This is a genomic window from Hamadaea tsunoensis DSM 44101, assembly GCF_000428945.1.
Taxonomy (GTDB): Bacteria; Actinomycetota; Actinomycetes; order Mycobacteriales; family Micromonosporaceae; genus Hamadaea; species Hamadaea tsunoensis.
The window spans coordinates 237,375-250,360 of the sequence record NZ_AUAX01000019.1 but is presented as its reverse complement, the minus strand read 5'-3'; the positions used below and the strand labels follow the sequence as shown (position 1 = coordinate 250,360).

Annotated in this window: 9 protein-coding genes and 1 pseudogene; 9 read left to right on the top strand and 1 reads right to left on the bottom strand. The window is 70.3% G+C overall.

The window, feature by feature from the left end; all coding sequences use genetic code 11:
* The 9 genes and pseudogenes from G401_RS0126350 to G401_RS48550 form a co-directional block, all read left to right on the top strand.
* A pseudogene (locus G401_RS0126350) lies at nucleotides 1-404 on the top strand (hypothetical protein); the annotation flags it as partial.
* Complete coding sequence (locus tag G401_RS48555) at nucleotides 401-2,176, top strand: replication initiator (protein WP_157546345.1); 1,776 nt, start codon at nucleotides 401-403, stop codon at nucleotides 2,174-2,176. The pseudogene G401_RS0126350 and the gene G401_RS48555, both read left to right, overlap by 4 nt.
* 151 nt (nucleotides 2,177-2,327) lie before the next feature.
* A complete protein-coding gene (locus G401_RS0126340; protein WP_027344835.1) occupies nucleotides 2,328-2,516 on the top strand; it encodes a helix-turn-helix domain-containing protein in 189 nt (62 codons plus the stop codon).
* A gap of 9 nt (nucleotides 2,517-2,525) precedes the next feature.
* Complete coding sequence (locus tag G401_RS0126335; protein WP_027344834.1) at nucleotides 2,526-3,755, top strand: tyrosine-type recombinase/integrase; 1,230 nt, start codon at nucleotides 2,526-2,528, stop codon at nucleotides 3,753-3,755.
* A gap of 662 nt (nucleotides 3,756-4,417) precedes the next feature.
* Nucleotides 4,418-4,750 (top strand): hypothetical protein, encoded by a 333-nt coding sequence (locus G401_RS0126330; RefSeq protein ID WP_027344833.1) that lies wholly within the window; start codon nucleotides 4,418-4,420, stop codon nucleotides 4,748-4,750.
* 102 nt (nucleotides 4,751-4,852) lie between these two features.
* On the top strand, nucleotides 4,853-6,634 hold the full coding sequence (locus G401_RS0126325) for a sigma-70 family RNA polymerase sigma factor (RefSeq protein WP_027344832.1): 1,782 nt from the start codon (nucleotides 4,853-4,855) through the stop codon (nucleotides 6,632-6,634).
* Nucleotides 6,631-7,518: a thaumatin family protein gene (locus G401_RS0126320; RefSeq protein ID WP_084557616.1), complete on the top strand. Its 888-nt coding sequence runs from the start codon at nucleotides 6,631-6,633 to the stop codon at nucleotides 7,516-7,518. Before G401_RS0126325 ends, G401_RS0126320 begins: the two co-directional genes overlap by 4 nt.
* Nucleotides 7,515-8,471 carry a thaumatin family protein gene (locus G401_RS0126315; protein WP_051367178.1) on the top strand — a complete coding sequence of 319 codons (957 nt, stop codon included), beginning with the start codon at nucleotides 7,515-7,517 and terminating at the stop codon, nucleotides 8,469-8,471. Before G401_RS0126320 ends, G401_RS0126315 begins: the two co-directional genes overlap by 4 nt.
* 224 nt (nucleotides 8,472-8,695) lie before the next feature.
* On the top strand, nucleotides 8,696-9,391 hold the full coding sequence (locus tag G401_RS48550) for a hypothetical protein (protein ID WP_051367184.1): 696 nt from the start codon (nucleotides 8,696-8,698) through the stop codon (nucleotides 9,389-9,391).
* Nucleotides 9,392-9,698: 307 nt separating this feature from the next.
* On the opposite strand, the gene G401_RS48545 is transcribed toward G401_RS48550, so the two are convergent.
* Nucleotides 9,699-12,947, bottom strand: coding sequence for a phosphodiester glycosidase family protein (locus tag G401_RS48545; protein ID WP_051367177.1), 3,249 nt, complete (start codon nucleotides 12,945-12,947; stop codon nucleotides 9,699-9,701).
* Nucleotides 12,948-12,986: the final 39 nt, after the last annotated feature.

Sequence of the window (12,986 nt, the reverse complement as noted above, 5' to 3'; positions counted from 1 at the left end):
TCCCGGTCGAGCCCGCCCCGGCCCCGGCGCTCCCGCCGATCGCACCGACGCCGCCTGCCACCGTGACCGCACCGGTCGTGGTCAGTACCCCGGTCCCTGTCGTCACGCCCGACCAGCCCGCGACACCTACGCCGCCGGCCGCCGCCTCCGCCACCGACACCCCCGTCACCGTGGCCGACGCCGCCGCCACCCGGCCCCAGGTCACCCCGGAGCTCCTCGCCCGTGCCCGCCAGCTCGCCCGCGTGCACCTGTCCACCACCGGCACCCCGATCACCGTGCCCCAGCTCGCCGTCCGGCTGCGCATCTCCAGCGAGACCGCCCACGCCGTCCGAGCAGCGCTCAACCCCGTCACGTCGTCCGGCCCGACCGTGCACAACGGCAAGGTTCTGGAGACCACCCGGTGAACGTCTCGACCCCGACCGTCGCACCCAGCAGCACCATGCCGCTGGGTGCGGCCCCGGCCGCCGAGCCGACCCCCACCCGCCCATGGCAAGACCTGCGCCCGGTCAACGCCCGCGACCACATCGCCGTCCGCGCCGCGTCGACCGACATGGACCGGTGGCTGCACCACATCGCCCCCGCCGCCGGCTGCACCCGCCCGATCCGCCTCGTCGGCTCCATCTACACCATCACCAAGACCGGCGACTCCGCGACGATCACCGCGATCCGCCGCACCGACAACATGCCCGACGGCGAGATCTACAAAGCCTGCGGCTCCCGCCTGGCGTCCGTATGCCCGTCCTGCTCCAAGCTCTACCAACAGGACGCCTACCAACTCCTACGCGCTGGACTCGTCGGCGGCAAAGGCGTCCCCGACAGCGTCGCGTCGCATCCGGCGACGTTCGCGACGTTCACCGCGCCCAGCTTCGGGACCGTGCACCGCCGCGTCGTGCGCCGTCACACCTGCACCAAGCGGTCTCGCTGCGACTGCCGGGCCGAGCCGTGCCACGCCCGCACCGGCCCCCGCGACCCTCGTACCTGTGTCCACGGGACGTCGGCGGTGTGTTTCTCCCGGCACGAGCCCGGCGACCGGCGCACCGGAAGGCCGCTGTGTCTGGACTGCTACGACCACAACGCCCAGGTCGTCTGGAACAGCTTCTCCGGTGAGCTGTGGCGGCGCACCAAACAAGCTGCGGACAGGTACCTCGCTCAACTCGCCCGCGAACGCGGCATCCCCAACGTCCTGATCGGCTACACCCCCGACGGGAAACCCCGCACCGTCCCGCCGGTGCGGCTGTCCCACGGTAAGGCGGCCGAGTTCCAAGCACGCGGCGTGGCGCACTTCCACGCCCTGGTCCGCCTCGACGGCGTCGCCACCCTCGACCCCACCGCGGTCGTCCCCCCGCCCGACGCGTTCACCACCGACGACATCGAAGCCGCCCTCCAGCACGCCCGCGACAGCATCGCCTTCACCACCCCACCACACCCCGACCAGGCCGACGGGTGGGTGATCGCCTGGGGAGAGCAGCTCGACAAACGTCCGCTCGCCCTCACCGGCACCGACCCCATCACCGACGGCCAAGTAGCCGGCTACCTGTCCAAATACGCGACGAAGGGATCCGAGGTCACCGGCCACGCGTCCGGGCGGATCACCGACGACACGTACGACACCTACGCCGACCCTGACGGCGACCACCCGCACCGCCTCATCGCCGCCTGCTGGCACCTCGGCCGCCCCACCGCCACCACGGCCAGACTGCTACGCCCGGCGCGCGTACGGCGCTCGACCGCCCTCGGACCGCGCTGGACATGCCCCACCTGCGCCCGACCCACCCGCCTCGCCCACTGCGTGCACTGCGCCCCGACGCGTCAAGACAACCTTGACACCACACGCCCGAACAGCAGCCCATCCGATGTAGACCAGCCCTACTCGCGGCTACGCCGCTGGGCGCACCTGCTGGGTTTCGGCGGCCACTTCTTCACCACCGCCCGCCGCTACAGCGTCACCTTCACCGCCCTGCGCACCGCCCGGCGCGACTACCACCGGGCACCCCGGCCCGCCGAGCCGATCCGCACCGCCGACCACGCCGACGAGGAAACCACCCTGATCGTCGGCAGCCTCACCTACGCCGGCAGCGGCTGGCACACCACCGGAGACGCCATCCTCGCCAACACCTCAGCCGCCATGGCCAGAGCCAGACGAGGCGCGATCCGCGACGCCCTCACCAACCACTGACCACCCCGTGACCACCGGACAGACCACAAGGATGCCCGACCACGCGAACCCGTTCCTTGAAAACTCCATAGTGGATAAACAGGCCTCGGAGGCACCGGTATGTCTGCAACACAAAGCAATCAGCCCACTTCCAACCAAAGGCAGGTGACCCTTGACCACAGTCGCGGCCCGCCCCCTCTGGACCGTCGATGACGTCAGCGCCTATCTCGGCGTTCCCGTCGAAACCCTCTACGCCTGGCGCAAGAAGCGCACCGGCCCACCCTCGGGCCGCGTCGGGAAGTACCTGCGCTACGACCCCGAACAAGTACGCACCTGGTTTCACGACCAGTGCACCAACTAAGGAGGCTCCTTGGCACATGTTGAAGATCGCTGGTACCGAGAAATCCTCGGGCCGGACAAGAAGAAGGAGCGAGTGCCCACGGCTCGCCACGGGGTTGGTCTTCGCTACCGCGTGCGGTACATCGATCCCGCTGGACGCGAACGGTCGAAGTCCTTCCCCGATAGGGCGAAGCGTGCAGCCGACGACTTCCTGATCTCCATTGAAGGAGACAAGCTGCGAGGAACATACGTCGACCCTGTTGCCGGCCGCGTCAAGTTTTCGGCGTACGCCGAAAACTGGCTGAAGACCCACGTGGTCGACGAATCGTCTCGCGAGACGATGGAGAGTCGCCTTCGGCGGCACATCCTCCCCTACTTCGGTCGGCGGAGCCTGAACACGATCAAACCCAGCGACATCCGCGCCTGGGATGCCGCGCTCGCGCTGACGCTGGCGGACAACACGCGGTCAGCCATCTTTGCCCATCTCAACTCGATTCTCGCCGCTGGCGTGGACGACGAGCTGTTGTCCAAGAATCCCTGCTCGGCCAAGAGCATCCACCGCCCGCGAGCAATCGTGAAAGAGGTGGTGCCCTGGACGAGAGATCAGGTCGCCGCGATCAGGGCGGGCCTCGCCGAGCGTTACAGACTGTGCGTGGATCTCGGTGTGGGTTGCGGGCTGCGGCAGGGCGAGATCTTCGGACTGGCCGTGGACGACCTGGAAGTCGGCGCGCATGAGGAAGCTTGGTTGCATGTCCGGCGGCAACTGAAGAACGTCCGGGGACACCTCGTGTTCGGCTTGCCTAAGAACGACAAGTCACGACGGATTCCGGTTGCCGGTGAGCTGGCGGATCGGATACGCACGCACATGGCAATGTTCCCGCCCGTGTCCGTATCTCTGCCGTGGGAACAGCCCGACGGACCGCAGACCACGGTGACTCTCATCATGACGACCACGCACCGTAACCCCATCCGGCGCGAGTCCTTCAACGGGACCCAGTGGCACCGTGCACTGGGTCGGGCCGGCATCGCCCAATCTCGGAGCGGGGGCATGCACGCTCTGCGCCATACCTACGCCTCGGTGCTGCTCGACGCCGGCGAGAACATCAAGGCTCTGTCGCGGTTCCTCGGCCATTCGGACCCGGCTCTCACGCTGCGGATCTACACCCACTTGATGCCTTCTAGTGAGAACCGGACTCGCGCTGCGATCGACGCGCTGATGAAGGGCCAGACGGCCCAAACACGGCCCACGGACCCTAGTTAGCAACGTTTGCACAGGTCATCGCACCTCTGCGACGGTGAACATGGCTTTCAAGTGCGGAAACTCGCCTGCCGGCGTGTCGCCGTCGCGCGGGGCTGTTCCGAGCCGGTCGTGTGATCCCCGTCGATCCTCGTAAGGTGTCGCCGTGGGCTGCCGACGTCGTGATCGTTTACGGCTGAGGTGTGAATACTGCCGCCTTGCGCATGATCATTTACGGTTCCGGAGCACGTTGACCCGCCCCGGCTGCACCTGACGCGTAATTGATCATGCAGATCGGGCCGGATTTACACCTCAGCCGCCAACGATCATCGCGATCGACCGCCCCGCCCATCTGGCGGAAGATCGTCCCGTATCACGGACTCCGGTCGAGAACGGTTGATGAAAGCGGTGGCGGTGGCCGGCGGCCCGGGCGTACCTTGCGGCGGTGCTGGACAGGCGTGGTCGATTCAGGTGCCGTACGCGAGTCCGCGCTCGGCTGCCCTGGTTCCTGGTCAGCCTGGGGGTCGCCGGCAAGCCGGAGGCCGACTGCGGCGACCACGATTGGTACAACGCCGACGGCCTGGTCGAACGCTGCTACCACTGCGCCGTCGGGCAACGTCCCCGCAGGTCGGGTTCGAACGGGTGATTCGGTGCATCGTGGCCGGCTGGTGGGGGTAGAAGGTGGTATGACCACTGCCGATCCCTCCATCACCCGCGACTACGTGGAGTATCTGCGGGACAAGCTCATCGAGGCCGAGAGGGGCCTGCTCCTGATGAGCGAGAACTACGCCGCCGCGAAGGCGCACTTCGACGACCTGTGCCTCCGCCAGGGCATCACCCCCGAAACCGACATGGTGTCGTACCAGGACCGCAAGCGGCTGCACCCGGAACTCGGGTTCTGGAACAGCAAGGTCGAGCACTTCCAGCGGGAACTGGCCGCGTACGGTGCGGCGCTCACCGGGATCGAGGCCGCGGGGCGGATGCTGGCCCGGCCCACCCAATCCGTCCCGGTGGACTGAAGGGTCGGATCACCCGCGGATTTTTGTTATCCGTGAGGTCGCGGGCGGGTCTCCTCGTTGGGCACACTCATCCCCTGACGATCCCCTCCGCGAGGTGAACCGATGTACACCCCCGATCCCCCGCTGGTCGCCGCCGCCCGCCGCGGTGACCGTCGTGCGCTGGACGCGCTGGTGCAGCAGTCGATGCCGCTGGTCTACAACATCGTGGCCCGGTCGCTGGGCGGGCGGCCCGACGTCGACGACGTGGTGCAGGAGACGCTGCTGCGGGTGGTACGCCACCTCGGCGAGCTGCGGGATCCGGCGGCGTACCGGTCGTGGCTGGTGGCGATCGCCGTCCGGCAGGTACGCGACGCCGCCCAGTCGAGCCGGGCGGCTGAACGGCGTACGGCGGGGTTGGAGGATGCTCAGGACGTCGCCGATCCGGCCGCGTCGTTCGACGAGCTGACCGCGTTGCGGATGGGGTTGGCGGAGCAGCGGCGGGAGGTCGCGCAGGCGTCCCGCTGGCTGGATCCCGAGGACCGGACGCTGCTCACCCTGTGGTGGCTGGAGGAGATCGGCGAGGTCGACCGGGCGGGGCTCGCCGGGGCGATCGGCGTCGGGACCAAGCATGCCGCGGTACGCGTACAGCGGATGAAGGAGCAGGTGGAGGTCAGCCGGAGCGTGGTACGCGCGCTCGGCCGACCCGGTTGCGCGGGGCTGGCCGAGACGGCGCACGGCTGGGACGGGCAGCCGAGTCCGTTGTGGCGCAAGCGTTTCGCGCGCCACGTACGCGGCTGCGCCGAGTGCTCGCGCGAGCGTTCGGGGCTGCCGGTGGACCGGATCGTGACGACGGTGCCGGTGCTGGCGGTGCCGGCGAGCCTGCTGGCGGCGAGGGCGGTGCCGCACGCGGCGGTCGTACGCCCGCGCGGCCTGCGGGTGCTGACCGGCAAGACGGCGCTGATCCCGGCGGCCGGGGTGACGACGCTAGCGGTGGCGGTGGCGCTCGTGGTGGCGCAACTCAGCCCGGGTGCGGCCGCGCCGACGCCGATGGCCCAACCGTCGGTGTCCACGGCTGTGTCGGCCAGTCCGCCGGTGACGGTCGCGCCGTCTCCCTCGGCGTCGGTGTCCCCTTCGGCGTCGAAGAAGGCGGTGCTGAAGCCGCCACCGGCGACGTCCGCGAAGAAGGGTGTCGCGGTCTGGAACTTCGGCGGCGTCAGCCAGGCGCTCGCCTCGTCCGGCGCGAGCTGGTACTACACCTGGAACACCAGGCACGACGGCGTGAGCACGCCCGCGAAGGCCGCCTTCGTGCCGATGATCTGGGGCGCGGGCAGCGTCACCGCGAGCGCGCTCGCCGACGCCAGGAAAGCCGGTCCCTACCTGCTGGGCTTCAACGAGCCCGACATGTCCGGGCAGGCCAACATGTCCACCGACCAGGCCCTCTCGCTGTGGCCGCAGCTCATGGCCACCGGCAGCAAGCTGGGCAGCCCGGCCGTCGCGTGGGGCGGCGCGGACGCCGGCGGCTGGCTCGACCGGTTCATGAGCGGGGCGGCCGCCAAGGGCTACCGCGTCGACTTCATCGCCCTGCACTGGTACGGCGGCGACTTTCGCACCGCGAACGCCGTGAGCCAGCTCAAGTCGTACCTCACGGCCGTGTGGAACCGCTACCACAAGCCCATCTGGCTCACGGAATTCGCCCTCATCGACTTCTCCAACGGTACGCGTTTCCCCGCGCAGGCCGACCAGGCGGCCTTCGTCACCGCCGCCTTCCAGATGCTCGGCGGCCTGTCCTTCCTGCAGCGGTACGCGTGGTTCGGCCTCCCGGCGTCCGACAAGGACCAGTCGGGGCTGTTCCGCAGCGGCACGGACATCACGACCGTCGGGCGCGCGTACGTGGCGGCGAAATGAGAGCGCGGCTGCTGTTGTCGTCGCTCCTGCTGGTGCTGGCCGGTTGCGGCTCGGATCCCGTGTCCGTGGCGGCCTCCCTCGCGCCGACGCCGTCGGCCGGGCTCTCGTCGCCGGTCGCCGTGCCGTCGTCCGCTCCGTCGCCCTCCCCTTCGCGCTCCGCGGCCGGGTCGCCCACGGCGAAGCCGAAACCGGGTACGCGCACGATGACGTTCGTCAACAAGCTGTCCGAGACCGTCTGGCTGGCGGCCAACCGGAACAAGGAGCACCCGCTCGCGGCCACCGGCTGGGTCCTGCGCCCGGGCGCCTCGGTCACCGTTTCGGTGCCGGACAAGTGGGGCGGCCGCTTCTGGGGGCGTACGGGCTGCTCGTTCGACGCCTCGGGACGCGGGCACTGCGAGACCGGCGACTGCGGCGGCCGGTTCCAGTGCGACGGCGGCGGCGCCACCCCGGCCACGCTCGCCGAGTTCGCGCTGGCGGCCTGGGGCGGTATGGACTTCTATGACGTGAGCATGGTCGACGGGTCGAACCTGCCCGTGTGGATCAACGTTTCGCACGCGACCGGCAAGGATCCCGTGAGCGCGGGCGGCTGCGTCGCGGCCGGCTGCTCGCGGGCGGTCGACTGCCCCGCCGGGATGCGGGTCGCCGCCGGCGGCCGCACCGTGGCGTGCAGGACCGCGTGCGCCGCGTTCGGCGGGGACGCGTACTGCTGCCGGGGCTCGTGGTCGGGTCGGGAGCACTGCGTGCCGTCGAAGTGGCCGACCGACTACACCCAGGTCTTCAAGCACGCCGCCCCGTACGCCTACTCGTACGCGTACGACGACTCGGCGACGATGGCCTGCAAGGGCGGCTGCTCGTACCGGATCACGTTCGGAGTGTCCGGATGAGACCGTCCCGCCCCCGGCTCTGGCTGACCGTCGCGGCGGCCGTCCTCGTCGTGGCGGGCGGCGTCCTGGTCTTCACCGAGGTACGCGCGGAACTGTCGCAGGGCGGTTCTCTTGCCGCGTCGCCGGTCGCGTCGGTGGTCGCGGCCGCCGGCGCCACACCGGGTGTCCCGCCGAGCGGATCGTCGAGCGCCTCGCCCAGCGGCTCGTCGAGCGGATCGCCGGTGAAGCGCAGCGCGTCACCGGTGGCCCGGCCCGCGGGGAGCCGCCTGTTCACGTTCGACAACCGGCTCGCCGAGACGCTCTGGATCGCCGGGTGGCAGCAGACCCCGCAGCCCGCCCTCGCCACGACGGGCTGGGTCCTGCCGGCCGGCGGCACGCTGACGATCTCCGTGCCCGACAGGTGGAACGGGCGGTTCTGGGCGCGTACCGGGTGCTCGTTCGACGCGTCGGGGCACGGCCGCTGCGCGACGGGCGACTGCGCCGGCCGCTTCCAGTGCCGCCAGTACGGCGTGATCCCGGCGACGCTGGCCGAGTTCAACCTGACGGCCTGGCAGCAGCTCGACTTCTACGACGTCAGCATGGTCGACGGGTCGAACGTGCCGATGTGGATCAACATCGCCCAAGGCAGGACGAAAGATCCGATCAGTACGCGCGGCTGTTCGAAGGACGGCTGCACCCGGGCCGTCCCGTGCCCGCCCGAGCTGCGCGTGGACCGGGGCGGCCGCGTCGTCGGCTGCGAGTCGCCGTGCGGCGTCTTCGACACCGACCAGTACTGCTGCCGGGGTGCGTACGCGCCGCGGGACAAGTGCCGGCCGGACCAGTGGCCGGTGGACTACGCGGCGGTGTTCAAGAAGGCGCAGCCGTTCGCGTACTCGTACGTCGACGACGACGCGACGAGCACGTTCGTCTGCGGCGGCGGATGCGATTACCGGATCGTCTTCAGCACCTCGTGAAGGACCGCTCCGACCTCGGAATGTGCCATCTTCGTCACACTCCCATCACCGCTGGTGAAACGCATGTACGTCGATTAGTACATGATCTTCAAGGCTGGGAAATGTCGGCCCGCTCGATTAGAATGTCTGTACGAAACACGGTCGCTGACCACGGGGTTTCCGGGCTCTCGCGTGCCCGGAGGCGCACCGTGGGCGGCGCCGCAGGACATGCGATGGAGGCCGTCATGACCACCCCTGCTTCTGCCCGCTCGCTGCCCTACGCCACCCTGCTCGCCTTCACCCGCTACGTGGACCAGACCGGTCCGACGAAGGCGGCGTACGTCGGCGGCCTGCGCAAGCAGCGCGAGTCCGGCGGCGGTTTCAACCCGCACAGCCAGCTCGTCAAGGCGCTGAAGGCCGACATCCAGTTCCGGACCGGCGGGCTGCATCTCGCGAGCATCGCGCAGGCGGTGGCGCCCCGATGGCGAAGGCTGTACATCGCCCTGACGACCGGCTCCGCGCAGTACCTGGAGACGCTGGGCCAGCCGGGCGAGTTCTCGCTGACTCCCACGCACGACGCACTGGGCCTGCTGGGCAACCTGCCGGTCCGGATCAGCGCCCACTTCGGCCTGCGGTACGCCGACGGCCGCAAGGAGGCGGTCCGGCTGCACTTCGACGAGCAGCCGCCGACGCCGGACCTGATCACCGCGACGCTGCATCTGATGCGGCGGCACATGGACCAGATCCTGCCGCACGCCGAACCGGTCCTCGTCGACGTCCGCCGCGGCGTACCCCACCGGCTGGGCGAGGTGCGCGGCGGCGCGGAGGAGATCGACCGCTGGCTGAACGGGGAGGCGGCCGGCTTCACGGCGATGTGGGGCCTGGCCCCGGCGACCACCGGCCGGCCGCAGACCTCGGTCCCGGAGCGCAAGGCGGCGTAACAGAGCTTTCTTCCCCCTCAACGGGCGCCCGGCCACAAGCCGGGCGCCCGTCCCCGTCTCCCCACCCACCCCGCACCGCGCCGCCGCGCCCCGGCGAGCCGCCGAGCCGCCGCGCCGGCGAAGCCAAGATCCCGTTTGGATCAGGGTTTTCACCCGAATCATGGCCCATGATTCGGGTGATTTACCTGATCCAAACGGGATCATGGAGCCTGATCCGGCGGGATCATGGAGCCTGATCCGGCGGGATCATGAAGCCTGATCCGGCGGGATCATGAAGCGCGACGCCGCCGCGGGGGGCCGGAGGGCGTCAGGCGACGGTGACGGTCGCGGTGGTGGAGGTGCCGTTGACGGTGAGGGTCAGCGATCCCGTGCCGCGCCGGATGCCCCGGAGCTCTCCCGTCGCCGGGTCGAAGGCCGCCACGTCACCCGGCCGCGCCGCCCACCACGGTCCGATGCGGACCCCCGACGACGACGTCCACGAGCACGCCACCGGGTACGCCGCCGGCACGATCCGCCCGCCCGGCTGGGTGATCACTCCGGAAACCGTGACCGTCTGACCTGGCGCGACCGGCGCCACCGTCACGGCGAGCGTGTCGACATGCGGGTTGACCTGGGCGGTGAGCTTCCCGCCGGTGACTCCGAACAGCGTCCAGCCGGTGAAGCCGCCGTCGTCCGGCGCGGTCGCCGGGTTCTTGCCCGAGTTGCCGTTGATGAAGTACGGCACACCGTCCACATGGGATGCGTGGAAGGTGCCCACGTGCCCGCCGATGAACGTGGCCGGCTTGCCGAGTTCGCTGAGCCACTTCTCGACCATTCCGGCTTCCTTGCGGTCGTTGAGCTGGCTGCCCTTGCCCGGGGTGGGGTCGCGTGGCGGCACGTGTTCGACCAGCACGACGTCCTTGATCGACGGGTCCGCGACCGCCTGGTCCAGGGCGGTACGCAGGAACGCGTACTGGCCGGGGTCGCTGCCTCGGATGGTGAGGGCGGAGGTGTCGAGGGTGATGAACCGCGTCCCCTCGTGGTCGAAGACGCGGTGGGTGTCGCCGAACACCGCCTGGAAGTTGGCGATGGGACCGCCCATGACCTCGTGGTTGCCGGGTACGTAGTAGTACGGGAACGAGCCCAGTTCCTCGTCGAGGATCGTCTTGGCGAACGCGATGTCCGCCGGCGACGCCTCGTCCACCAGGTCGCCGTCGATGATGACGAAGTCCGCCCCGGACGCCTTGATCTCGCGCAGCGTACGCCGGGCGTTGGCGACGATGTCGCTGTCGGGTGAGCGGGCGACGAACTGGGCGTCGGACATGACCGCGAAGTGCCAGTCCGCGCGGGTGGCCATGCCGACGACGGGGTCGACGACGTGTGGCGCGGCCGGGGTGTCGACCGAGGGCGGCACCTTGGCGACCAGGTCGTCGATCACGACCTCGCCCTTGTACTGGGCGGCCGCCTTGGTCTCGACGACGTAGAACCGCCGCAGCTTCAGCGGGTACGCGATCCCGGCCGGCACCGCCATCTCGACGTACTGCCAGCCGGTCCAGGTGACGTAGGGGCCGCGGAGGATCTGCGACTGGCCGAGCGCGTCGTAGAACTCCAGGGCCGGCCATTCGCCCTTGCCGTTGCCGTAGATCCACATGCCGAACGCCTGGGGCTGTCCGGCCACGGTGAACTGGGTCGGCGGGTTCGCGTACGCGGCCCGGGTGGCGGTCGACTGGGTGAAGTCGTAGCCGAGTTTCAGGCCCTGGCCGGTGTGGCCTTCCGCGGCCGACAGCGAGCCCGAGGCGCGGGCCTGGGTGAACGTCCACTGGGCGGCGTCGTCGAAGGTGGCGACCGGCACGTCGGTCAGGCCCGCCGTGACCGCCAGCGAGGTCGTGGAACCGTTGACGTGCACGGTGATCAGCCCGGCGGCGGTCGCCTGGAGGGACGTCACCGTGAACATCCCGTCGGCGCCCGGCACGACCGAGAACAACGAGTGGTCGTAGTCGAGCTTGGTGTCGGCCGGCTCGATCGGCGCGCTGTAGCCGTCGCGGTCGTAGCCGACCACGCCGAACGTGCCGCCCGTCGCCGAGAGCGCGATGCGGTCGGCGGTCGGGGCGATGCGTACCAGGGGGTCGAGGACGGTCACGTGGGTCGTTCCCTTCGCGGTGCCGCGGAACGCCGTCACGTCGGTCTCGCCGGGCAGCAGCGCGTGGAAAACCCCGCCCGAGACCCAGCCGTGCGCGATGTTCGTACGCCAATAGGGGTCGCCCGCCGCCGGGCCGTAGGTCTCGTCGTAACCGTCGGCCGACAGCGCCCGGGTCAGGCCGGGGAAGACGCGGTCGGGGCGGGCCAGGGTCACCTGGTCGGCGCCGGGCGCCGCCGCGGGGTCGGCCTTCGGCGCGACCCAGAAGCCGGTCAGTCTGCCCGAGCCGGCCGGCGCGTACAGGCCGAGCCCGTTGGCCACCGCCCGTTCCGAGCCGTCCGACGGGCTGTTCTCCAGGGTCAGGTCGGCCGAGCCGGGTTCGCGGGCGAGCAGCGTCGAGGAGCCGCCGCCGTCGATGTTCAGGGCCGAGTACGCCCCGAACGACGCGACCTGCTTCGCCCACTGGGTCAGGGTCACGCCCGCGCTGTTCACCTGCTTGCCGTCGACGGTGAGGATGAACATCTTCGTGCCGTCCGCGGAGAACCCGATCGCGCTGCGGGCAGCCAGCGCGGTGTCGTCGAACGTCTGCGGTACGCCGTCCTTCACCAGGATGTTGTTGCCGCCGACAGCCGCGTACAGGCCGGCGTCGTCCGAGGTCTTGGCGTGGTACGCGACGCTCACCCGGTCGCCGACCGCGAGCCGGCCCAGGGCGGTCGCGCCCGCGTCGCGGCCGAGCAGGATCGAGGTGCCGGCCGGGATCGCGCCCGAGCCGGCGGCGGAGCCGACCGACGTCACGACACCGTCCACCACGGACACTTCCGTCACCGACGTGGCGCCGTCGACCGCCCGCTGCCGGGTGTAGGTGCCCCAGAGCGAGGTGAACAGGCCGATGCCGTCGCGCGCCACGATGTTGTTGAACTGGGTCAGCGCGAGATCGCCCGACGGCGAGGTGAGCGTGCCGTCGAACCCGACCTCGACCAGGCGGCCGATGCCGGCGGCGGTGAAGCCCACGGCGTGCGACCAGCCGGCGGTCGGCGACTGCACCAACTCCCCGGAATGTACGCCGATCCCCAGCGCCGCACCGGAATTGTTGATGTCGAAGAAGTCGCCGTTGACCGCGGCGACCGGCTTCGTGGCGGCCGCCATGCCGCGTACCGTGGCGTCGGCCGCGACCGCTCCCGGGCTCAGGTAGTCGATCTTCGTGCCGTTGCCGAGGTCCGCGGTCAGCGCGTCGGTACGCAGCCAGCCCCCGGCGTCGACGGAATCGGTGGAGGTCAGCGTGAGCCCGGGAGCCACGGGCCGGACGGACCGCGCGGTCTGCAGGGCGGGCACATCCGGGGAAGCGAGGGCGGGGGGCGGCGCGTACCCGATCGACGTCAGCGCGAGCGTCACCGCGAGCGCCGGGCGGAGGAGGCGGTTCAGCCTGAGGAGAGAGGGCATACCGAGCAGTAGACGCGTACCTGCCAAACATTTTCAAGA